Annotated in this window: 21 protein-coding genes and 1 tRNA gene; 20 read left to right on the top strand and 2 right to left on the bottom strand. The window is 63.1% G+C overall.

The window, feature by feature from the left end; all coding sequences use genetic code 11:
- The first annotated feature begins 35 nt into the window (after positions 1-35).
- The 10 genes from atpE (at position 36) to ACU4IU_RS00740 (ending at position 9219) form a co-directional block, all read left to right on the top strand.
- Entirely contained in the window at positions 36-266 is a 231-nt protein-coding gene (atpE, locus tag ACU4IU_RS00785; RefSeq protein WP_139907920.1) for a F0F1 ATP synthase subunit C, read from the top strand.
- Positions 267-285: 19 nt separating this feature from the next.
- Complete coding sequence (locus ACU4IU_RS00780; RefSeq protein ID WP_039210678.1) at positions 286-837, top strand: F0F1 ATP synthase subunit B; 552 nt, start codon at positions 286-288, stop codon at positions 835-837.
- Positions 837-1643: a F0F1 ATP synthase subunit delta gene (locus ACU4IU_RS00775; protein WP_446655666.1), complete on the top strand. Its 807-nt coding sequence runs from the start codon at positions 837-839 to the stop codon at positions 1641-1643. Before ACU4IU_RS00780 ends, ACU4IU_RS00775 begins: the two co-directional genes overlap by 1 nt.
- Before the next feature lie 81 nt (positions 1644-1724).
- Positions 1725-3359: a F0F1 ATP synthase subunit alpha gene (atpA, locus tag ACU4IU_RS00770; protein WP_139907924.1), complete on the top strand. Its 1635-nt coding sequence runs from the start codon at positions 1725-1727 to the stop codon at positions 3357-3359.
- A gap of 31 nt (positions 3360-3390) precedes the next feature.
- Complete coding sequence (locus tag ACU4IU_RS00765; RefSeq protein WP_446655665.1) at positions 3391-4323, top strand: F0F1 ATP synthase subunit gamma; 933 nt, start codon at positions 3391-3393, stop codon at positions 4321-4323.
- Between the two features lie 26 nt (positions 4324-4349).
- Positions 4350-5798, top strand: a complete 1449-nt coding sequence (atpD, locus tag ACU4IU_RS00760) for a F0F1 ATP synthase subunit beta (RefSeq protein ID WP_446655664.1) — start codon at positions 4350-4352, stop codon at positions 5796-5798.
- A 3-nt stretch (positions 5799-5801) separates the two neighbouring features.
- Complete coding sequence (locus tag ACU4IU_RS00755; RefSeq protein ID WP_101545515.1) at positions 5802-6062, top strand: F0F1 ATP synthase subunit epsilon; 261 nt, start codon at positions 5802-5804, stop codon at positions 6060-6062.
- 22 nt (positions 6063-6084) lie between these two features.
- The gene (locus tag ACU4IU_RS00750) at positions 6085-6552 is read left to right on the top strand and encodes a DUF2550 domain-containing protein (RefSeq protein ID WP_025776910.1); all 468 of its coding nucleotides are present in this window, start codon (positions 6085-6087) and stop codon (positions 6550-6552) included.
- Positions 6552-7865, top strand: a complete 1314-nt coding sequence (gene murA, locus ACU4IU_RS00745) for a UDP-N-acetylglucosamine 1-carboxyvinyltransferase (RefSeq protein ID WP_446655663.1) — start codon at positions 6552-6554, stop codon at positions 7863-7865. Before ACU4IU_RS00750 ends, murA begins: the two co-directional genes overlap by 1 nt.
- Positions 7866-8436: 571 nt before the next feature.
- Positions 8437-9219, top strand: a complete 783-nt coding sequence (locus ACU4IU_RS00740; RefSeq protein ID WP_446655662.1) for a hypothetical protein — start codon at positions 8437-8439, stop codon at positions 9217-9219.
- Between the two features lie 256 nt (positions 9220-9475).
- Here the strand turns inward: ACU4IU_RS00740 and nucS are convergent, their stop codons facing one another.
- The gene (gene nucS / locus ACU4IU_RS00735; protein ID WP_446655661.1) at positions 9476-10171 is read right to left on the bottom strand and encodes an endonuclease NucS; all 696 of its coding nucleotides are present in this window, start codon (positions 10169-10171) and stop codon (positions 9476-9478) included.
- A 30-nt stretch (positions 10172-10201) separates the two neighbouring features.
- Between nucS and ACU4IU_RS00730 the strand changes: the two genes are divergently transcribed.
- Positions 10202-10498 (top strand): hypothetical protein, encoded by a 297-nt coding sequence (locus tag ACU4IU_RS00730; protein ID WP_446655660.1) that lies wholly within the window; start codon positions 10202-10204, stop codon positions 10496-10498.
- A 173-nt stretch (positions 10499-10671) separates the two neighbouring features.
- On the opposite strand, the gene ACU4IU_RS00725 is transcribed toward ACU4IU_RS00730, so the two are convergent.
- Positions 10672-12291: a cell division protein gene (locus tag ACU4IU_RS00725; protein WP_172169205.1), complete on the bottom strand. Its 1620-nt coding sequence runs from the start codon at positions 12289-12291 to the stop codon at positions 10672-10674.
- Positions 12292-12524: 233 nt separating this feature from the next.
- Here ACU4IU_RS00725 and ACU4IU_RS00720 point away from each other — a divergent pair, with 233 nt between their 5' ends.
- From ACU4IU_RS00720 to ettA, 9 genes are all read left to right on the top strand, one after another.
- On the top strand, positions 12525-13715 hold the full coding sequence (locus ACU4IU_RS00720; RefSeq protein ID WP_264801520.1) for an acetyl-CoA C-acetyltransferase: 1191 nt from the start codon (positions 12525-12527) through the stop codon (positions 13713-13715).
- 87 nt (positions 13716-13802) lie between these two features.
- Positions 13803-14117: a thiamine-binding protein gene (locus tag ACU4IU_RS00715; protein WP_139466993.1), complete on the top strand. Its 315-nt coding sequence runs from the start codon at positions 13803-13805 to the stop codon at positions 14115-14117.
- A gap of 88 nt (positions 14118-14205) precedes the next feature.
- Complete coding sequence (locus ACU4IU_RS00710) at positions 14206-14412, top strand: hypothetical protein (protein WP_139466994.1); 207 nt, start codon at positions 14206-14208, stop codon at positions 14410-14412.
- 121 nt (positions 14413-14533) lie between these two features.
- Positions 14534-14607, top strand: a tRNA-Arg gene (locus ACU4IU_RS00705).
- A 124-nt stretch (positions 14608-14731) separates the two neighbouring features.
- Positions 14732-16429 (top strand): dynamin family protein, encoded by a 1698-nt coding sequence (locus ACU4IU_RS00700; protein ID WP_446655659.1) that lies wholly within the window; start codon positions 14732-14734, stop codon positions 16427-16429.
- The gene (locus ACU4IU_RS00695; protein ID WP_446655658.1) at positions 16426-18006 is read left to right on the top strand and encodes a GTPase; all 1581 of its coding nucleotides are present in this window, start codon (positions 16426-16428) and stop codon (positions 18004-18006) included. Before ACU4IU_RS00700 ends, ACU4IU_RS00695 begins: the two co-directional genes overlap by 4 nt.
- 190 nt (positions 18007-18196) lie before the next feature.
- On the top strand, positions 18197-18790 hold the full coding sequence (locus ACU4IU_RS00690) for a single-stranded DNA-binding protein (protein ID WP_446655657.1): 594 nt from the start codon (positions 18197-18199) through the stop codon (positions 18788-18790).
- A gap of 101 nt (positions 18791-18891) precedes the next feature.
- A complete protein-coding gene (locus ACU4IU_RS00685; RefSeq protein WP_446655656.1) occupies positions 18892-19617 on the top strand; it encodes a DUF6993 domain-containing protein in 726 nt (241 codons plus the stop codon).
- Between the two features lie 109 nt (positions 19618-19726).
- Positions 19727-21409 carry an energy-dependent translational throttle protein EttA gene (gene ettA, locus ACU4IU_RS00680; protein ID WP_262776804.1) on the top strand — a complete coding sequence of 561 codons (1683 nt, stop codon included), beginning with the start codon at positions 19727-19729 and terminating at the stop codon, positions 21407-21409.
- Positions 21410-21472 lie beyond the last annotated feature (63 nt).

Genomic DNA, 21472 nt, shown 5'->3' with positions numbered 1-21472 from the left:
ACCACCCGGCTGCCATATGAAAGGAAAAGCATCCTATGGATACGCTCGCTGCAGTTGAGATCACCGGTAGCCTCAGCACCATCGGCTACGGCCTCGCCGCAATCGGCCCCGGTGTCGGTGTCGGAATCGTTATCGGCAAGACCATCGAGGGAACCGCCCGTCAGCCCGAAATGGCCGGCGCCCTGCGCGGAAACATGTTCCTCGGTATCGCTCTGATCGAGGCCCTGGCCCTCATCGGTATCGCCACCCCGTTCTTCCTGCCCTGATCTCGAAGAGGACTGAAAGATGACTCCGGTAAACATCGTCGCCTCCGCGGAGAACCCGCTTCTCCCGGCGCTGTACGACATCGTCTGGAGTGCCGTCTGTCTGCTGATCGTCTTCCTGGTTGTCTGGAAGTACGTCCTTCCCGCCTTCAACAAGACCCTCGACGAGCGCGCTGAGCGCATCCAGGGTGGAATTGAGAAGGCCGAGAAGGTGCAGGCCGAAGCCGATCAGGCTCTGGCCGAGTATCAGAAGCAGCTCGCCGACGGTCGTGCCGAAGCTGCACGACTGCGCGCCGAGGCTCAGGAAGAAGGCGCCCAGATCATCGCCGACATGAAGGCCCAGGCTCACTCCGAGGCTGATCGCATCATCGCTCAGGCACAGACCCAGATCGACGCCGAACGTCAGTCCGCCATGGTGCAGCTGCGTTCCGAGGTCGGCACTCTTGCCACGGACTTGGCATCGCGCATCGTGGGTGAGTCACTCACCGATGACCAGCGTTCGGCCAATGTGGTTGATCGCTTCATCTCCGATCTCGAGTCCAACTCGTCCGCGCAGCCGGTCAAGGGGGCGTGATGCTCCAGTCGAGCAGATTGTCCCTGCAGGCCGTCCTCGAGACCGCGAATTCCGAGATCTCCGGGGGAGACCCCCGACAGATCGGTGAGGAGACTCTGGCACTCGTCGGCGTCCTCGCCGAGAATGTCGGACTGCGCAAGGCTCTGGCAGACTCCTCCGAGTCGGCCGAGAGGAAGCAGCAGCTGCTGCGGACTCTGTTCTCGACTCGGATCACGGATGCGGTTCTGCGTATCAGCGACAAGGCCGTCGGTCATCGTTGGGCGCGGACCCAGGACCTCGTCACCAGCGTCGAAGTCGCCGGTGTGACAGCGATCGCCGCTGCCGCACAGGCCGACGGGAAGCTGGGACAGGTCGAAGAGGAGATCTTCCGCTTCGCGCGTCTGCTTGAATCCAACCACGAGCTGTCCCGCGCGCTTGATTCGCAGGCCACCGATGAGAGCAAGCGCGCTCTCGTCTCGGACCTGCTCACCGGCAAGGCACAGCCAGACACCATCAAGCTGGTCCAACAGGCAGCTCTGCACCCGCGCGGACTCCGCGTGGCGAAGGCGCTCGACCAGTACAGCGATATCCTCGCCGCCCGCCAGCAGCGGTCGGTTGCGGACGTCACCGTCGCCAGACCTCTGAGCGAGTCGCAGACCGAAAGGCTGCAGGCGGCATTGTCGGCCAGCTATGGTCGCGAACTCGTCCTCAATGTCCAGGTCGACCCCGATGTTCTCGGGGGAGTCCGGGTGCAGGTCGGCGACGAGATGATGAACTCGACCGTGGCCGATCGACTGGCCGATGTGCAGCGCAAGCTCGCAGGTTGACACTAGTGGCCGGCTTCTCCGGCATCGGCGGCCCACCGGTCGTCGGACGCAAGATTTGAGTAAAGGAAGCAGGGAAACCAGATGGCGGAACTGACAATTCGCCCGGAAGAGATCCGGGACGCTCTCGGGAAGTTCGTTGACTCGTACAACCCGGAGAGCTCGGAAAAGACCGAGGTCGGCAAGGTCGTCACCGCTGGTGACGGTATCGCTCACGTTTCGGGCCTGCCCGGCACCATGGCCAACGAACTCCTGCGGTTCGAAGACGGCACACTGGGCCTGGCACAGAACCTCGACGAACGCGAGATCGGCGTCGTCATCCTCGGTGAGTTCTCCGGAATCGCCGAAGAGCAGAACGTGTACCGTACCGGAGAGGTCCTCTCGATTCCGGTCGGCGACGGGTACCTCGGCCGTGTCGTCGATCCGCTGGGTCGTCCCGTCGACGGACTCGGCGACATCGAGACCGTCGGCCGCCGTGAGCTCGAGCTTCAGGCCGCCGGCGTCATGGACCGCCAGGAAGTGCGTGAGCCGCTCCAGACCGGTTACAAGAGCATCGACGCGATGATCCCCGTCGGCCGTGGTCAGCGTCAGCTGGTCATCGGTGACCGCAAGACCGGTAAGACCGCTCTGGCGATCGACACGATCATCAACCAGAAGGCCAACTGGGAGACCGGAGACCCGAAGAAGCAGGTCCGCTGCATCTACGTGGCCGTCGGCCAGAAGGGTTCGACCATCGCCGGCGTCCGCCGTTCGCTGGAAGAGGCCGGTGCGCTCGAGTACACGACCATCGTGTCCTCTCCCGCGTCTGACCCAGCAGGCTTCAAGTACCTGGCTCCATACTCCGGTTCCGCAATCGGTCAGCACTGGATGTACGACGGCAAGCACGTCCTCATCGTGTTCGATGACCTGTCGAAGCAGGCTGAGGCCTACCGCGCCGTGTCCCTGCTGCTGCGTCGTCCGCCGGGCCGTGAAGCCTACCCCGGCGACGTCTTCTACCTGCACTCGCGTCTGCTGGAACGCTGCGCGAAGCTCTCCGATGAGCTCGGCGGCGGTTCGATGACCGGTCTTCCGATCATCGAGACGAAGGCCAACGACGTCGGTGCGTTCATTCCGACCAACGTCATCTCGATCACCGACGGTCAGATCTTCCTGCAGTCCGATCTGTTCAACGCCGGCCAGCGTCCCGCTGTCGACGTCGGTGTGTCCGTGTCTCGAGTCGGTGGTGCCGCTCAGACGAAGGCTCTCAAGGGAGTCTCGGGCACGCTGAAGATCTCGCTCGCTCAGTACCGTTCGCTCGAGGCCTTCGCGATGTTCGCATCCGATCTTGACGACGCGACCAAGCGCGATCTGGCCCGGGGTGCGCGACTGACCGAGCTGCTCAAGCAGGGTCAGTACGCTCCGATGCCGTTCGAGAAGCAGACCGTGTCGATCTTCGCCGGAACCAACGGCTACCTCGACGAGATCCCTGTCGACGACGTGCTCCGCTTCGAGTCCGAACTGCACGATCACATCGAGCGCAAGACCGGTATCTTCACGACCATCCGTGAGACCCTGAAGCTCGACGACGACACGACCGAAGAGCTGAAGAGCGTCCTGGCCGAGTTCACCCAGAACTTCGCCAGCTCGGACCAGAGCGGTTCGAAGGCCGGCAGCGAAGACACCGCAGCCGCGTCCTCCGACGAGGTCGAGCAGGAGCAGATCGTTCGGCAGAAGCGTTGAACCTGTTCCGTAACGGCGAAAGGAAGAACTGATGGGAGCCCAGCAGAGGGTCTTCAAACAGAAGATCCGCTCGACTCAGTCCTTGAGGAAGATCTTCAAGGCGATGGAGCTCATCGCTGCTTCGCGGATCCAGAAGGCCATTGCCCGCTCGCAGGCCGCAAGCCCGTACGCGAACGCCCTGACCCGGGCCGTGTCGGCAGTGGCCAGCGAGTCGAACGTCGACCACGTTCTCACCACGGAGTCGGACAACGTCAAGCACGCTGCCGTCCTCGTGATCGGACCCGACCGCGGATTCGCCGGCGCCTATTCGGCGAACCTGCTGCGCGAAGCCGAGGAACTCATTCGGCTGCTGCGCAACGAGGGCAAGAGCGTCGACCTGTTCACGATCGGCAGCAAGGCCAAGAACTACTACACCTTCCGCGATCGCAAGATCGAGAAGTCCTGGACAGGCATCTCCGAGAACCCGCTGGCCGAACACGCACGTGAGATCGGCGAGGCGCTGTTGGAGAACTTCGACCCGGAGTCGGCTGACTCAGGGATCGACGAGATCTACATCGTCTTCACCCGTTTCGTCTCCAGCGTCACGCATGACCCGGAATACCGGCGACTGCTTCCGCTGGAGGTCGTCGACGCCGAAGAGGCATCGACCGGCGGACAGTCTGGGGAATCGTCCGATGCACCCGCGTTCCCGCTCTATGAGTTCGAACCGAGTGCGGAGGCTGTGCTCGACGCACTGTTGCCGCGATACATCGATTCGCGGATTCTGTCGGCGCTGCTCAGCGCAGCAGCATCCGAGCAGGCCTCGCGACAGGCGGCGATGAAGACAGCCACGGACAACGCGGATGATCTCATCAAGACCTACACCCGGTTGGCCAATACGGCTCGCCAGGCGGAAATCACCCAGGAACTCACCGAGATCGTCGGTGGGGCGGATGCCCTCGCGGCATCGGCAGCCGGCGACTGACCGGCGAGAGCAGAGAGAAAGAGACCATGACTGCCACAGCAACGGAAACCTCTCCGGCACAGGGCACTGCCCTCGGCCGGATTTCCCGAGTCATCGGCCCGGTTGTCGACATCGAGTTCCCGCTCGACTCCGTGCCCGAGATCTACAACGCATTGACCGCGTCGGTGGAACTGTCCGAAGGAACCCGGAAGCTGACCTTCGAGGTCGCACTTCACCTGGGCAACGGACTGGTCCGCGCAGTGTCGCTGCAGCCGACCGACGGACTTGTCCGCGGACAGGAAGTCGTCGACACCGGCGCACCGATCTCCGTTCCCGTCGGAGACGTGACCAAGCACCATGTGTGGAGCACCACCGGTGACTGCCTCAACCTCGCCGACGGCGAGGAGCTGGAGATCTCCGAGCGGTGGCCCATCCACCGTCCGGCACCGTCGTTCGACGAGCTCGAGTCCAAGACCGAGATCCTCGAAGTCGGCATCAAGAGCATCGACCTCCTCACCCCCTACGTCCAGGGTGGAAAGATCGGTCTTTTCGGCGGCGCCGGTGTCGGCAAGACCGTGCTCATCCAGGAGATGATCTTCCGTATCGCGCACAACCACTCGGGCACCTCGGTGTTCGCCGGTGTGGGCGAGCGTACCCGTGAGGGCAACGACCTCATCATGGAAATGGATGAGGCAGGAGTCTTCAAGGACACCGCGCTGGTGTTCGGCCAGATGGACGAGCCGCCAGGCACCCGTCTGCGCGTGGCGCTGTCGGCGCTGACCATGGCGGAGTACTTCCGCGATGTGCAGAACCAGGACGTGCTGCTGTTCATCGACAACATCTTCCGCTTCACCCAGGCCGGCTCCGAGGTCTCGACCCTGCTGGGTCGCATGCCCTCGGCCGTGGGCTACCAGCCCAACCTGGCTGACGAGATGGGTCTGCTGCAGGAGCGCATCACCTCGACGCGTGGTCACTCGATCACGTCGATGCAGGCGATCTACGTTCCCGCCGATGACTACACCGACCCGGCTCCTGCGACGACATTCGCCCACCTCGACGCGACCACGGAGCTCAGCCGTGACATCGCTTCGCGCGGTCTGTACCCGGCGATCGACCCGCTCGCATCGTCCTCGCGCATCCTCGATCCGCTGATCGTCGGTGACGAGCACTACCGCGTGGCCAACGAGGTCAAGGCGATTCTGCAGAAGAACAAGGAACTGCAGGACATCATCGCCATCCTCGGTGTCGATGAACTCGGTGAAGAGGACAAGCTCGTCGTTCACCGTGCGCGTCGTATCGAACAGTTCCTCTCGCAGAACACCTACACCGCTGAGAAGTTCACTCAGGTTCCCGGTTCGACCGTGCCGCTGGCCGACACGATCGAAGGCTTCTCGAAGATCTGCTCGGGCGAAGTCGACCACATCCCGGAGCAGGCATTCTTCAACGTCGGCGGCCTTGACGATGTCATGCGCAACTACGAAGAGATGCAGAAGTAAGCCATGGCGACACTCGAAGTGAATGTCGTGGCTGCTGATCGCGAGGTATGGGTCGGTGAGGCCAAGCGCGTCATCGCCCGTACCCTCGACGGCGAGATCGGCATCCTGCCGGGCCACGAGCCCGTGCTGGGTGTCGTCGCCGACGGCGAAGCACGGATTCTCACCCCGGGAGAGGACACCATCAGGGTCAAAGCCGATGGCGGATTCCTCTCGGTGGAGAACAACCGTGTGATCATTGCCGCTGATCAGGCCGAACTTCTCTGATCCGCAGGTTACACTGGCAACCGTGAACCCTTCTGTCCTGCTGATCGTTCTGCTCTCGTTGGTAGGACTTGCGCTTGCTCTGATCGTGGTCGTCACGATCCGACGCAGGTCGATCTCGAAGCTCTCGGGTGCCTTTGACTGTTCCATCAACGTGGGCGAGGAGTATTCTTCTCGCCCACGTTGGCGTTTGGGCGTGGCCGTGTTCTCGGTCACCTCCCTGGATTGGTATCCGGTCTTCGCACTGACGCGGCGCGCCGCGTTCCGATTGCCGCGCGCGGATCTCGACATCCTCGTCCGGCGCAAGCCCACCTCCGGTGAGCAGTACTCGGTTCTGCCCGAAGCGGTCGTTGTCGACTGCTCGTACGGCAAGGCGGACGGTCGTCCGCGTTCCGTGTCTCTGGCAATGGACACCGAATCCCTGTCCACGATGGCTTCGTGGCTCGAATCATCACCTCCTGGCTTCAATCCGACGATGGGACGTTTCACTTAATGGATGTCTTCCGCTTGACCGGGCCCGCGCAGTTGGCGGGAACCATCGACGTCAGAGGCGCCAAGAACAGCGTCCTCAAACTCATGGCGGCGAGTCTCCTCGCCGTGGGACGCACGACTATCACCAACGTCCCGGCCATCCTCGACGTGCGGATCATGGTCGAACTGCTCGTCCGCCTCGGCTGCGAGGTCGACTATGACGCCGAAGACGGCGTCGTGAGCATCGACGTCCCCGCCGAAGTCGGCATCCAAGCCGACTACGAACTCGTCCGCGCAATGCGGGCTTCGATCTCCGTCCTCGGCCCACTGACCGCACGGATGCGTGCCGCACATGTGGCTCTTCCCGGCGGTGACGCCATCGGTTCCCGGGGACTCGACATGCATCAGGCCGGTCTCGAGGCCCTGGGCGCTGTCGTCCACCTCGACCACGGCTATTTCGTCGCAGAGGCTCCGACGGGTCTGCGCGGTACCGAGATCGTCCTCGAGTTCCCCTCCGTCGGAGCCACCGAGAACCTCGTCATGGCGGCAACTCTCGCCCATGGCACCACGACCATCGCCAACGCCGCGCGCGAACCCGAGATCGTCGACATCTGTACGATGCTCGTCGAGATGGGGGCGCAGATCGAGGGGATCGGCACCTCTGACCTCACCATCACCGGTGTCGAATCGCTGCAGCCGGTCACCCACCGCACCGTCGGCGACCGCATCGTCGCCGGAACCTTCGCCTTCGGCGCCGCATTGAGCGCGGGCGATGTGACCGTACGCGGAGTCGGGCTCGACATCATGCCCAATATCGGTATGAAGCTTCGGGATTCTGGCGCCACGGTGGAAGACCTCGGTGAGATCATCCTCGGTGACGGAACGCGGGGCAAGGGATTCCGCGTCATCGGCGCCTCGCGTCCCCAAGCCATCCGGGTGGCCACCATGCCGTTCCCGGGATTCCCGACGGATCTGCAGCCGTTCGTCATCGCGTTGAACTCGGTGTCCGACGGTATCGGTCTGCTGTCTGAGAATCTGTTCGAAGCGCGCTGGCGCTTCGTGCAGGAGATCGCCCGCCTCGGTGCGAAGGTCCGCATCGACGGCAACCATGCACTCGTCACCGGCAGCGAGAGTCTTTCCGGTGCCGAAGTCGAAGCTTCCGATATCCGCGCGGGAGCGGGCCTGGTCATGGCCGCCCTCCGGGCCGGGGGAGTGACCGAGGTATCGGGAATCGATCACATCGAACGCGGCTACGAGAACTTCGTCGACAATCTTCGCGCCCTCGGTGTCGACATCGAACGCGTCGAGAGGCGCGACGTCCTCAGCTTCGACTAGTTCTCTCACTCGACGAACTTCGCGGATCTTGGCTGTCAGGAGATGCCTCGTTCGTGCAAGTCGGTCGTCGGTTTTCGGTAGTCGTCGTACTCATTCAAGCGGGCCCCCGTCTGTCCGAGGTTCGCTCTCTCGTTCAAGGTCGCCCTCGTCTGTCGATAGGTAAACGGCGCGGAATTCGCGCTTCGCCTTGAACGGCGACTGCGGCCGACCGCCGTTCGAGGGCCTGCGCGGTGGTTCCGCGGTCCTGCACGTCGGCCGTTCCTCGTGACGATGCGGTCTGTGTGGAAGAGTCGAGGGTTGTCCACAGCCCGACTTCTCATCCTGGTTCTCCCGCGTCTCGTCACGCATGCTTGAAGGCATGTATAGATGTCTGTCGACTGCCGCACTGCTCGAGGCCGGGTGGGACTGTCATCGGATCAGAGCCGCCGAGCGATGCTGTCTGCGACGATTGGAACGAGGGCGATATGTTGTCACCGCAGAATGTTCTGATCCGGCGCACAGTTTCGTCAGTGCGATAGCCGCGGCTCCCACAACCACACTGCCGATAGAGTCGACGGGCCTGCGCAAACGCGTGGAGGATCTGAGAATCCTCGTCCGGTCGTACGTCGATCGCCTGCCTCCGGACGCAGTATTCTCTCACCGCAGTGCACTCATCGTTCACGGCCTTCCGATTCCATACGTCGAGCGGGACGATGTCTTCGCCGAATCGGTGCGTCCGCGCAGCGGAGTTCGTCTGGCGAAGATGCTTGTGCGGCGACGCGCCTCAGATCGTGCAGGGTACGAGTTCGTCGATGGGATCCCGGTGACGACGGTCCTGCAGACGCTGCTCGACATTGCTCGGGACTGTCCGCTCGCATTCTCTGTCGCGGCGCTCGATGCAGCGGTGCGCAGCTCGGTCGTGACCGTCGAACAGATGCGTTCCTTCAGTGAAGCGCATCCTGTTCGCACAGGCACACGGAAGATCGTCAAGGTATTGGAGAATGTCGATGCACGCCGCGAGAGCGTCGCTGAGTCGATCTGCGCGGTGCGGTTAGTCGAGCATTCGATTCCGGGGTTCGAGCCGCAGGTCGACATTCGCGATGGAGCCGGCAAACACTTGGGCCGTACCGATTTCGCCAATAGACGGGCGAAGGTCATCGCAGAGTTCGATGGTGCAGGAAAGTACCACCTCGACGGAGCGGATCCGCAAGTGACTTTCGAACGTGAACGGCGCCGCGAGTATGCGCTGCGCAACGAGGGCTGGTTGGTCTTCCGTGTCCGGTGGAGCGATCTCTTCTCCGCCGACCTCTTCCTGCGGATCGGAGAGTCAGTGCGACGACGACTGGTCATGGACGACAGCCGTCGCGAAGCGTGATCCTGACGCTCGATCAAGGCGGACAGCGTAATTCGTTCCGGAGACAGGGCGATAAACGCTGTTCGCCTTGATCGACGGTGTGGGCCCGCGCTGAGGAGCTACGGACGCTGCACGAAGGGAGCGACACGGCTCGGCTTGATCGGCGCGGCTGAAGTGAGTGGCCGGCTTTCCCGCGGGTTGATCGGCGACGCTGGAGTTGGTGGCCGGCCATCTCGCAGGTTGACCGTGGGCTGATTCGCCGGCTGATCGTGGGTGATCAGAAGAGGCGCGTCTCGGGGTCGTCCATTCCGCGGAGAGCATCGTAGTCGAGAACGACGCAGCGGATGCCGCGGTCCTCAGCGAGAGTACGTGCCTGCGGTTTGATCTCCTGAGCAGCGAAGACTCCGTTGACTGGGCTCAGCAGTGGATCGCGATTCATCAGCTCGAGATAGCGGGTCAGCTGTTCGACACCGTCGATATCGCCGCGGCGCTTGATCTCCACCGCCACAGACTTCTGTCCGTCGTCACGAGCCAAGATGTCCACCGGACCGATCGCGGTCATGTATTCGCGGCGCACCAGACTGTAGCCCTCGCCGAGGGTCTCGATATGCTCGGCGAGCAGTTCCTGCAGATGCGCTTCGACCCCGTCCTTGACCAGCCCGGGATCGACCCCGAGCTCATAGGAGTCGTCAGCGAGGACCTCGGCGATGGAGATGACGAGACGGTCACCGGTCTTCGTCTGGGAAACCTCCCACAGCTCCGTCAGGCCGGCCTCGGCCTGCTCGGCGTCGGGCTCGATATGCCGAACCGTACACGGGGGAGTCATCCAGTTCAGGGGCTTATAGGAACCGCCGTCGGAATGGATGAGCACCGAGCCGTCGGACTTGAGCATAATGAGGCGGGTGGCCATCGGAAGGTGGGCGGTCAGACGACCGGCATAATCAACGGAGCATTGGGCAATGACTAGACGCACGCGCTTCAGCCTACGTGAGACAATGACTCAATGCCACGATCTTCATCCTCGCGTCGCAAGAACAAATGGCAGCAGTCTCCCCGCGATCTGTCCGACTCTGTGGCAGGCATGAGGACAAGCCGTTCACTGCCGGACGGAACCTGGTCCGTGCAGACCGTGAAGGGAAACGAATCCGGCAAGGTCTATGTCTGCCCCGGCTGCGGTCGCGACGTCAGCGCCGCCTCGAGCCATGTCGTTGCGTGGCGTCAGGATGCTCCCCACGGAATCGAGATCGGGGTCGAAAGCAGGCGGCACTGGCACCAGCACTGCTTCGACCGCTTCCGGTGAGGTCAGATGATCTCCGGGCTGTCGTCAACAGGGCTGGAGTCGACTGAGACCTCAGTCAGCCAACGTGCCTCATAGTGACGAAGGGACCCGCGTCAGCGGGTCCCTTCTCATAGTCGATTCGGCCCGTCTCAGTTCGATTCGTCTGGACGCAGTCGGTCTCGACTCAATCGATCTCAGCGCAGCGAGTTGCGCGAGCGCGAGGTCTTCGAGTTGTCCTTCGAGCCGGAGACCTGAGCGTTGATCGAGATCGTGTCCTCGTCGGTGGCGCCGTTGGGCAGATCTTCGCCTGCCGTGTCCTTCTCATCAGCGGCAGAGTCAGCGTTCGACTCCGCAGCGTTCTTCGAAGCAGGAGTCGACTTCGAGCTTTCGGCCGACTCGTCGGAAGCCTTCGCAGGGCCGTTGTCCTCGGCTCCGGCACCATCGTTCTTCGCAGGACCGGTCGACTTCGAACCCCCGCCCGAGGCAGATCCGGACTTCGAGGTTTCGGCGTCGTTCGATCCTGCGTCATCGGTCGACTTCGCGGAGTCGTCGGCCTTGGGCGCATCCGACGAGTCATCGTCGGCCAGCAGGTCTTCGAGCTCCTGACCGTCGGCGATCTGCTCGGTGGCGTGAGACGCCGATTCGGCCTTCGCCGGATCCACTGAGTCGCCGCCCATGACCCCGGGCATAGCGAACAGCGAACGGAGCTGGTCGAGCTGAGCAGTGATCGTCTTGCGCTGCTTCGTGAGCAGATCGACCTGCGACTGTGCGGAGGCGACATTGCGTTTGGCCTCTGCCGCGGATTCCTCAATGGTTGCCTCGGCGGTGGCGCGAGCTTCCGCAATGAGCGTCTGTGCGCGGGACTTTCCGTCGGCGATGATCTCGTCGGCCTTCTTCACCGCGTCGGTGCGAGTCTGCTCCGCACGCTCGGCAGCTTCCTTGGCCTCGGTGTCGGCCTTCGCTGCGCGTGCCTGAGCCTCTTCGACGAGCTTCTTGTTCTCGACCTGAGCCTCTTCGTAGCGCTTCTTGCGTTCGGTCTCGGCTTCCTTGCGCTTGTTCGCGAGCTCGACGTCGAAGTCGTTTCCGGCCTTCTTCGATGCCTCGTCGCGTGCCTTCGCGGACTTGAGCAGCTCATCGGCCTGCGCCTGAGCAGCCGCCACTGTCTCCTCTGCCTCGGTCTTGGCCTCGGCACGCAGATCCGCAGCTTCCTTCTCAGCGGTCGCCCGCAGTTCGGAGAGCTCGAGATCGAGACTCTCACGAGCCTCCTTGGCGGAAGCGGCATTCGCTTCCTTGGCCTGGTTGGTCTCGCGTTCGGTGGTTGCGCTGAGCTCGGCTGCGCGTTTCTCAGCGGCCTTGATCGTCTCTTCGGCGCGCAGCTCGGCCGAGGAAGTGATCGCATCGGCTTCCGAGCGCGCATTGGACAGTGTGTCGTTGCTCTCGGTGTGCATCCGAGCGCGAGCGGACGCCGCCTCGGCGCGGGCCTTGTTCCGAATCGTCTCGGCATCGGAATTGGCCTGAGCCAGGGTCTCGCGGGCCTGCGACTCGGCGATCTTGAGAAGATGGTCGATGCGGCTTCCGGGAGGCCCTGCCGCCTCTGCATTGTCGTTGGCAGCCTTCTTCAGCTGTGCTTTGGCTTCGGAGAGCTCACCGGCGATCTGCAGCTTCGCCCGATCTGCATTGATGACCTGACTGCGCGCATCGGCCAGGGCCTTGCGGACCGACTCGACCTCGGTGCGCAGCTGCTGCAGTCGCGAATCGACTTCACTCTTCTCGTAGCCGCGCATCGCTGTGCGGAATTCTTCGGTGGGCGTCACTGAAGCGAACTCCTGTCATCTTGGAAAGGGGGTGTTCTTAGGCTGTCCTCGTCCTACTCTAACGGAGACTCCATGAGTGTTGGGTGCGAATGCGAGAGTGTGGACGAGGGCTTGATCCATGGCCGCGCGGACCCCGTGATGCAGGCCACATGGGCCTCGACTAGGCTGGTGGATGTCGAAATGCATACGTGCTGCGGACACGCGTCCGCAGCGCGGATATCCGAGGAGGAAATATGGCTGATGCAGTGATCGTCGCCGGAGCGCGCACACCGTTCGGGCGACTGCAGGGAGAGCTGTCGAAACTCAGTGCCGTCGAGCTCGGCGCCGAAGCCATCGCCGGGGCACTCGATCGTGCCGGCATTCAGGGCTCCGACGTCGACTACGTGATCATGGGCCAGGTTCTGCAGGCCGGAAACAGTCAGGGCCCCGGTCGACAGGCGGCAGTCAAAGCCGGCATTCCGATGTCCGTTCCGGCTGTGTCGGTCAACAAGCTGTGCCTGTCGGGAATCAACACGATCACCCAAGCGGCTCAGCTGATCCGAGCCGGCGAGTACGACGTCGTCGTGGCGGGCGGGCAGGAATCGATGAGCCAGGCCCCGCACATGCTGATGAAATCGCGTTCGGGGTACAAGTACGGTGATGTCGTCGCCAAGGACCATATGGACTACGACGGACTCTGGGACGCATTCACCGATCAGGCTATGGGCGGACTGACCGAAGAGGCCAATGCCGGTGACCGCGAGTTCTCGCGCGCTGAGCAGGATGAGTTCTCCGCTCGTTCGCACCAGCGCGCGGCGGCGGCACAGAAGGCCGGTGCCTTCGAGAATGAGATCGTGCCAGTGACCATCAGCTCGCGCAAGGGCGATGTCACCATCTCCGCAGACGAGGGTGTGCGTCCTGACACGACGGCCGAGTCCCTGTCCAAGCTGCGGCCGTCTTTCCGGAAGGACGGAACGATCACCGCCGGCAACGCTTCGCAGATCTCCGACGGAGCCTGCGCTGTCGTCGTCATGTCGCGTGAGAAGGCCGAAGAGCTCGGCGCTCCGATCCTCGCCGAGATCCGTTCGCATGCCTGGACCGCCGGACCGGACTCGACTCTCCAGCACCAGCCCTCACAGGCGATCAAGGTCGCTGCCGAGCGTGAAGGCGTCGCAGCCGACTCCTTCGACCTCTATGAGATCAACGAAGCCTTCGCCGCCGTCGGCCTGGCCAGCGCCAAGGACCTCGGCATCGACGAGGACAAGGTCAACGTCAACGGCGGCGCCGTCGCACTTGGCCACCCGATCGGTGCCTCGGGAGCCCGGGTCGTCCTCACCCTTGCCCTCGAACTCCAGCGCCGAGGCGGCGGCACGGGTATCGCCGCACTCTGCGGAGGCGGCGGGCAGGGTGACTCGCTCATCGTGACAGTGCCCGCTCAGGCCTGAGCCGAGTCGTTCGACCTCAATTCAGCCAGATGAACCGGTGGGGAGCCGATCGGCTCCCCACCGGACCGGACAGAAGGGACCATCAACATGCTCGCAGCTTTCTCAGTCGCTCCCAGTGGGGGAGAAGGGGCCGACGCCTCGGTCCACGATGCCGTGGCAGCGGCTGTCGAGATCGTCCGCAATTCCGGTCTGCCGCACCGGACGGACTCGATGTTCACGACCATCGAAGGGGAATGGGACGAGGTCTTCGCGGTCATCAAAGAGGCCACCGAGGCTGTCGGCCAGTTCGGCACTCGAGTGTCCCTGGTGGTCAAGGCCGATATCCGTCCCGGCTACACCGGCGAGATCGACGGCAAACTCGAGCGTCTGGAGAAGGCGATCGACGCTCGGGGCGAAGGCTGAGTCGAATTCTTCTGAAATTCTCAGTGACGTGAGTCTCATCTGGCGTTAGTCTTTCTCCATCGGATGCATCGATCGAAGGAGATGGACAATGAATGGTGCAAAGCTCTTCTCAGTTGCCACGGCACTCACGCTTGTCGCGTTGCTGGGCTTCATGCTCGCAGGATTCTTCCCGATCATCGTCGACTTCGCCTTCGGGATCGAAGCCGTGGCAGTCATTCTTGCGATGACGGGAGTGGTGGCCGTGTCATTCGTGACGGTGAGGAAGTCGATGGAGAACGCAGCCCGTCACTACTGAGATGTTCCTGCCGAGCTTTCACGGCAGCGCATCGGCCCCGGTTCGAGCCGACGGACGAGACAGTCCGCACCGACCCGGGGCCGCTTTCTGTTCTCATCCGGGCATCGGTTACGATATTTGAGCCTCCGTAGCTCAGTCGGATAGAGCAACCGCCTTCTAAGCGGTAGGTCGCGGGTTCGAGCCCCGCCGGGGGCGCTTCTCATGCCCGCATCCGTTGATCGGGCGGGTCCGTCTGATCCCTGCTGTCGCTGAGCAATTCCGCGCCGATACGGCGTGGCAGTTGGTGCCAAGCTGGGAAAACATAGAGAGTGGAGGCGTGATGACTGAGAGCAAGAGCGCCGTGACGCCGCCGGTCGGCCAAGCGTTGAACGATATCGTCAAGCGAGTTTCGGAGACGCGCTTCACCCTGCGCAGCGAAGACTTCGCCGACGCTCGCACAGCACACTCGACACTGACTGCGGAACTCAACGACTACGTGCTGCCGCGGATCAATCGTTCGCGGACTCCGTTCCTCATCGCCGTGGGCGGGTCGACAGGTGCCGGCAAATCGACACTGGTCAACTCCCTCGTAGGGCGCAATGTCAGTCCTGCCGGCGTGCGTCGACCGACGACGGGCAACCCGGTCGTCATCTTCAACCCCGCCGATGCGAAGTTCTTCGAATCAGAGCATTACCTGCCTGACCTGCCGCGCAGCTCCGATCCTCAGTGGGCCATGCCCGGAGTCGTGCTCATCGCAGATGAGAACATCGAAGCGGGCACTGCCATCCTCGACTGTCCGGACATGGACTCCATCTCGGAGACGAACCGTGCGCTCTCGCGCAGGGTTCTGCTCAGCGCCGACCTGTGGCTCTTCGTGACAACGGCGAACCGGTACGCCGATGCCGCCCCGTGGGCCTTGTTGAAGACGGCCGCTGCGCGAAGCACTTCGGTGGCCATCGTTCTCGATCGAGTTCCACCTGAAGCCAACCGCGAAGTCAGGCATCACCTGTCGAGTCTTCTCGCTGATGCAGGACTGGCGAACTCACCGATCTTCTCCGTCGCCGAGCTCGAGCTGGAAGACGGTCTGCTGCCTCATGCGGCGATCTACCCTATTCGCTCCTGGATCTCTCAGGTCGGCACGGAGGGCACCTCACTCGAACGTATCCGCAATCGCACGCTGACGGGTGCGATCGCTGCCCTGCCCGCACGGGTCAGGGAGCTCGCCGACTTCGCCGAAACTCAGGAACAGGCCCACATCGCCCTGGTCGGCTCAGTGGAGAAGAGCTTCCGATCGGCTCAATCCGGACTTGCCGAAGTCTTCTCCGACGGACGGGTCCTGCACGGAGAGGTCAATGCCCGCTGGCAGGACTTCGTGGGCACAGGCCAGCTCTTCCGCGGACTGGAGCCGACGATGGCTCGAATGCGCGATCGCATCTCCGCAGCGGTGACCGGCAAACATGACGCGGCTACTCCATTGCATGTCGCCATCCTGCGCAGCGCGGCTGTGTCGCTGCGCGAACAGGCCATCGACGTGGTCGATGAAGTCAATGCCGAGTGGCGAAACACCGCTGCAGGTGCGGCCCTCATCGAAGATCAGCCTGAACTGCGCACGGTGGCCGCGGGGCTCGAGGACTCAGTGAAGTCGGCGGTGGCCACGTGGTCGGATGAAGTCAACGCGCTAGTGCGCGATATCGGTCAGGGCAAGAAGTCCAAGGCCCGGATCCTGTCCTTCGGCGTTGCAGGAGTCTGCGCCGTCGTCGAATACGCGGCCTTCTGGGATCCGCGGAGCGCCGGCGAAGGCGGGCAGAGCACCCGACAAGGGGCAGGAGTCGCACTCAATCTTGCGGAGACGATCTTCGGAGCCGACGAGGCGGCCGGTCTCATCGCATCGATCCGACAGCGCTTCCTCGACGCGGCTGTGGGCATCGTGGCGGGCTGCCGTACTCCTTTCGACAACGCACTGAGACTATCCGCGGTACCGGCGCGGCAAGCGGGCGCCCTGCGCGCCTCCGGTGAACGACTTGAGGTGGCATTGTGAACAGTTCCGCACAGACCGAGATCCGGCGTCTCGCCGAAGGCATCTCACACGCCCTGTCGCTGAGTGAGGACAAGCTCGGCGGAGAGGTTCGCACCGATGCTCAGAATCTGCTCGACCGGGCGGAAGACCGCCTGGGCCTGGGTGAGGACTTTACCGTCGTGGCGTTCGCCGGGTCGACGGGCTCCGGCAAATCCTCACTGTTCAACGCAGTGGCCGGTCTCGAGATCGCCCGTGTCGGTGTGCGCAGGCCGACGACTTCACGACCGACCGCATGCGTCTGGGGCGAGGGCGGAAACGATGTCCTCGACTGGCTGCATGTTCCCGAACGCAGCCGCACCTGGCGCGAGTCCGCGCTCGACGGCGACGATCAGAGACGCCTGCACGGTCTGATCCTGCTCGACCTGCCCGACCACGACTCCACGGCAGTTGAACACCGTGTCGAGTCGGATCGTCTGGTGGGACTCGTCGACGTCGTGTTCTGGGTCGTCGACCCACAGAAGTACGCCGACTTCTCGCTGCACTCCGAGTACCTGACCAAACTCGCCGAGAACAGTGCGAACATGGTCGTCGTCCTCAACCAGATCGACAAACTCAGTCCGGAGGAGCAGAAGGCCGCAACCGACCATCTGCGCCAGCTGCTCAACGAGGATGGGCTGAGCGAGACGAATGTGCGCATCTCCTCGGCCGTGACCCGTGAGGGCATCCCGGAGATCCGCAGCATCCTCGCCGACACCGTCGACTCGAACGATGCAGCGGCCGAGAGGCTGTTGGCCGATATGCAGGCGATGGCCAATCGGATCCGGAAGGAACTCGGAGAACCGGTCTCCTCGCCCGACGAGTTGGCCGGTGCATCCCGACTGGTCGAGACGATGTCGGAAGCCGCCGGTGTCGAAGCCGTGGCACAGACCGTGCACGATGATTACATCCGCCGTTCCTATCGCAAGACTGGCTACCCCATCCTCGCATGGGCCCAGCGCAATGCGCCCGATCCGCTGGGTGCCAAGCACGGTCAGGACAGGGACGAGCTCGTCCGCGCATCGGTGCCGGCGACGACGAAGGCACAGAGCTCCCACGTCCGGCTCATGGCGCACGAACTCATCGCAGAATCCGTGTCGACCATGCCGCAGGCATGGCAGAACGAGGCCGCGGAAGCAGAGAAGAAGAGCACCGACGAGCTGTCGGCGAATCTCGACTCGGCCGTCACGGCTGTGGATATCACTCGCCAGAGCCCTGGTTGGTGGTCGCTGGCACACACCCTGCAGATCATCTTCTTCGTCGCTTCGATCGTCGGTCTCCTCGGCATCATCGTCTCCGCCCTCGTCGCCGCAATCGGTTCGGGTGCCCTGCCGACGTGGTGTTGGATCGTCAGCATCGGGCTGTTCCTGATCGGCTGCATCGGTTCGTTCGTGACCTCTCTGATGGCAAAGTCTGCGCGGGCCAGAGGCGCGAAGGAAGCGGCTTCCGAGGTCGACGGCAAGCTGCGGGACGCGGTCGGCCGCGTCGCCCAGAGCTCGTATCTCAACTCGGTGAAGAGCGTCATCGGAGAGCACCGACGGGCTTACGAGATGCTCGGCTGAGACGCAGACGCGCGTCTCCGACTCGAACACACTCCGTGGGCGACTCGGACATTGAAGCTCTGTGGACGGAGAACCTCTGTCCACAGGGCATTTCATGTTTCTGGACACTGGAGCGATGGACCGGGCTGACTGGAGATCCATGCGGACGCAGACGACCGTATGGTTCCATCACACCGATTTGGAGACTCCGATGTCCGCAATCCCGATCACCGTCACCGGCACCATCGCCACCGAGCCGAGCGCGCGTACGTTGCCGTCCGGGCGAGCCTGCGCCTCGTTCAGGCTGGCCGTCAACCATTGGAGAGTCGACAAGAACACCGGTGAGTTCGTCACAGACGGCACCTCGTGGTTCGGCGTCGACTGCTACGGCGACCTGGCGAGCAATTCCGCGATGTCGCTCAACACGGGCGCCGCAGTGATCGTGTCGGGCAGCTTGAGGAATCGAGAATGGGCCACCGAGGAGCGCAGCGGAATCTCGCCGACGGTGGTCGCGGAGCATATCGGCCCCGACCTGAGGTACGGAACCGCTCATTACAAGCGCGCTAAAGCAGCCGACCGCTCACAGTCGACGACCGGAGAGTCGAACTCTGAGTCATCCGGATCGAATGATTCGGTTTGGAACACCTTGGGCACCGCAGAAACGCCGCCGGAGTCCGAATCCGACGGCGACACCGATCGTGGCGACATCGTCGATCCCGCGAGCGGCGCCGATGCCGACATCGACACCGGTGCCGAAGATGATCCGATCGCGCAGGAGACCGCAAAAGTCGCGGCGCCCTTCTGATCGCGTGAATTCCTTGCCGTCCTGGAGAATCGATGCGCCTCGCGGCCCGTGTCATCCGCTAGAGTGAGACTGTCAATCGTCCCCTCTCGCCGAGGTTGCAGATGCGTCTTGTTCCTGTGCTGAGTGCTGCGGCACTGACTTTGGCATTGTCGGGCTGCTCGTTTCTCGGCTTCGGTGCCGATGATTCGCAGCCGCAGCCGAAGCAGACCCAGGCGAAGCCCGTTGCCGAAGTCGACAAGGTGCTCAAGGCACTCAAACCGCTGACGGGTGACAAGGAATCGGTGCCGTCGACGAAGAAGTTCTTCTCCACGATGCTCGACGCCGGATATGAGCCCGAACAGCTGGAGGCGACGATCGACGAATCGCCGCTCGGCAATGAAGTTCCTTCGAAGATGTTCGGAGTCAAGACCGACAAGGGCTGCGTCGTCGGCGAGATCCGGAGGGGCAAAGCCACCGCCGACCTCGTCCAGCCCACGGAATCGACGGGCTCCTGCCTGTTCGGCGAAGTGGAACGGCCGAAAGGTGTCAAAGCGCCGAAGGGCGAGAAGCGCGACGAAGACGGCGACTCGAACGGTGCCGGCCACCTGCCCGGCGAGGACATCAACGGCAAGGATGGGGAAACCGAGAGCCCCGTGCCGAGTGAAGACGGCTCCTCGTCGGCAAGCACCGGGGGAGCGGAAGGGACTGCGGGCTCCGAAGGCACTGACAGTTCCCAAGGAACCGATGGTTCTCAGGGCACCGACGGATCCTCCGGTGAGGGCGGGTCCGAGGAGACTTCGAGCGAGGGTGGCACTTCGGGTGAAGCCCCGTCTCTCGGCGGAGGCTGAGCGCTCGTCAACGCAGGTCTGGCCGCCTCGGCGGAAGTTCGGACATCCCCGGCGGATGCCGAGCGTCAAGTGGCGCTGGGGTGCGCCGAACCGATAGCCTGAGTGCACTATGGCCGAATTCATCTACACCATGCACAAGGCGCGCAAAGCGCACGGTGACAAAGTCATCCTCGACGATGTATCGATGTCGTTCTACCCCGGAGCGAAGATCGGTATGGTCGGCCCCAACGGCGCCGGCAAATCAACCATTCTGAAGATCATGGCGGGTATCGAGCAGCCCTCCAACGGTGAAGCTCGACTCAGCCCTGGGTACTCGGTGGGCATCCTCATGCAGGAGCCGCCCCTGAATGAAGAGAAGACCGTCCTCGGCAACGTCGAAGAAGGCGTCGGCGAGATCAAGGCAAAGGTCGATCGTTTCAACGCCATCTCCGAGGAGATGGCCGATCCCGATGCGGACTTCGACGCCCTCATGGAAGAGATGGGCAAGCTGCAGGAGGCCATCGACGCCGCTGACGCTTGGGATCTCGACTCCCAGCTCGAACAGGCGATGGACGCTCTGCGGTGCCCGCCGCCGGACGCGGACGTCTCCGTTCTCTCCGGCGGTGAACGTCGCCGTGTGGCACTGTGCAAGCTTCTGCTCGAGAAGCCCGATCTGCTGCTCCTCGACGAGCCGACGAACCACCTCGATGCGGAATCGGTGCTGTGGCTCGAGCAGCACCTGAAGACCTACCCGGGCGCTGTCATCGCGATCACCCACGATAGGTATTTTCTCGACCACGTGGCCGAATGGATCGCCGAAGTCGACCGTGGGCACCTCTACCCGTATGAGGGCAACTACTCGACCTACCTCGAGAAGAAGCAGGAGCGCCTTCAGGTCCAGGGTAAGAAGGACGCGAAACTCGCCAAGCGGCTGAAAGACGAACTCGAATGGGTGCGTTCGAACCCCAAGGCGAAGCAGACGAAGTCGAAGGCACGTCTGGCCCGCTACGAAGAGATGGCGGCCGAGGCGGAGAAGACGCAGAAGCTCGACTTCGAAGAGATTCAGATTCCGGCCGGCCCCCGCCTCGGTGATGTCGTCATCGAAGCGGACAAGATCGAAAAGGGCTTCGATGGGCGCAAACTCATCGACGGCCTGAGCTTCTCCCTGCCGCGCAACGGCATCGTCGGCGTCATCGGCCCCAACGGCGTCGGAAAGTCGACGCTGTTCAAGACGATCGTCGGTATGGAAGAGCTCGACGGCGGAGATCTCAAGGTCGGAGAGACCGTGAAGATCTCCTATGTCGATCAGTCCCGCGGCGGAATCGATCCGGACAAGAACCTGTGGGAGGTCGTCTCCGACGGACTCGACTTCATCCAGGTCGGCAAGGTGGAGATGCCCTCCCGTGCCTATGTCTCCGCGTTCGGATTCAAAGGCCCGGACCAGCAGAAGAAAGCCGGAGTCCTCTCCGGCGGTGAGCGCAACCGCCTTAACCTCGCTCTCACCCTCAAACAGGGTGGAAACCTGCTCCTGCTCGATGAGCCGACGAACGACCTCGATGTCGAGACCCTCGGCTCGCTGGAGAACGCTCTGCTCGAGTTCCCCGGCTGCGCAGTGGTCGTCTCGCACGATCGCTGGTTCCTCGACCGTGTGGCCACGCACATCCTCGCGTGGGAGGGCACAGAGGAGAACCCGGCGAACTGGTACTGGTTCGAAGGCAACTTCGAAGCCTATGAGAAGAACAAGGTCGAGCGACTCGGCGAAGATGCGGCCCGACCGCACCGAGTCACCCACCGTCGTCTCACCCGAGACTGAGCTCAGTTCGGTCTGAGCCGAAACGGTTCCGACTCTTCTTTCGAACACAGTGATGCCCCGGTC

Source organism: Brevibacterium sp. CSND-B09 (assembly GCF_052906525.1).
Note: the sequence above shows the minus strand (reverse complement) of the source record. Positions and strands in the feature narration are given on the sequence as shown.

Bases quoted from the DNA above. Each gene is read 5' to 3' on its own strand.
- ACU4IU_RS00765 (WP_446655665.1), top strand. From the start codon at position 3,391: ATGGGAGCCCAGCAGAGGGTCTTCAAACAGAAGATCCGCTCGACTCAG.
- atpD (WP_446655664.1), top strand. From the start codon at position 4,350: ATGACTGCCACAGCAACGGAAACCTCTCCGGCACAGGGCACTGCCCTC.
- ACU4IU_RS00690 (WP_446655657.1), top strand. From the start codon at position 18,197: ATGTCCGCAATCCCGATCACCGTCACCGGCACCATCGCCACCGAGCCG.
- ACU4IU_RS00780 (WP_039210678.1), top strand. From the start codon at position 286: ATGACTCCGGTAAACATCGTCGCCTCCGCGGAGAACCCGCTTCTCCCG.
- ACU4IU_RS00710 (WP_139466994.1), top strand. From the start codon at position 14,206: ATGAATGGTGCAAAGCTCTTCTCAGTTGCCACGGCACTCACGCTTGTC.
- ACU4IU_RS00755 (WP_101545515.1), top strand. From the start codon at position 5,802: ATGGCGACACTCGAAGTGAATGTCGTGGCTGCTGATCGCGAGGTATGG.
- ACU4IU_RS00685 (WP_446655656.1), top strand. From the start codon at position 18,892: ATGCGTCTTGTTCCTGTGCTGAGTGCTGCGGCACTGACTTTGGCATTG.
- atpE (WP_139907920.1), top strand. From the start codon at position 36: ATGGATACGCTCGCTGCAGTTGAGATCACCGGTAGCCTCAGCACCATC.
- murA (WP_446655663.1), top strand. From the start codon at position 6,552: ATGGATGTCTTCCGCTTGACCGGGCCCGCGCAGTTGGCGGGAACCATC.
- ACU4IU_RS00715 (WP_139466993.1), top strand. From the start codon at position 13,803: ATGCTCGCAGCTTTCTCAGTCGCTCCCAGTGGGGGAGAAGGGGCCGAC.
- ACU4IU_RS00720 (WP_264801520.1), top strand. From the start codon at position 12,525: ATGGCTGATGCAGTGATCGTCGCCGGAGCGCGCACACCGTTCGGGCGA.
- ettA (WP_262776804.1), top strand. From the start codon at position 19,727: ATGGCCGAATTCATCTACACCATGCACAAGGCGCGCAAAGCGCACGGT.
- atpA (WP_139907924.1), top strand. From the start codon at position 1,725: ATGGCGGAACTGACAATTCGCCCGGAAGAGATCCGGGACGCTCTCGGG.
- ACU4IU_RS00700 (WP_446655659.1), top strand. From the start codon at position 14,732: ATGACTGAGAGCAAGAGCGCCGTGACGCCGCCGGTCGGCCAAGCGTTG.
- ACU4IU_RS00730 (WP_446655660.1), top strand. From the start codon at position 10,202: ATGCCACGATCTTCATCCTCGCGTCGCAAGAACAAATGGCAGCAGTCT.
- ACU4IU_RS00775 (WP_446655666.1), top strand. From the start codon at position 837: ATGCTCCAGTCGAGCAGATTGTCCCTGCAGGCCGTCCTCGAGACCGCG.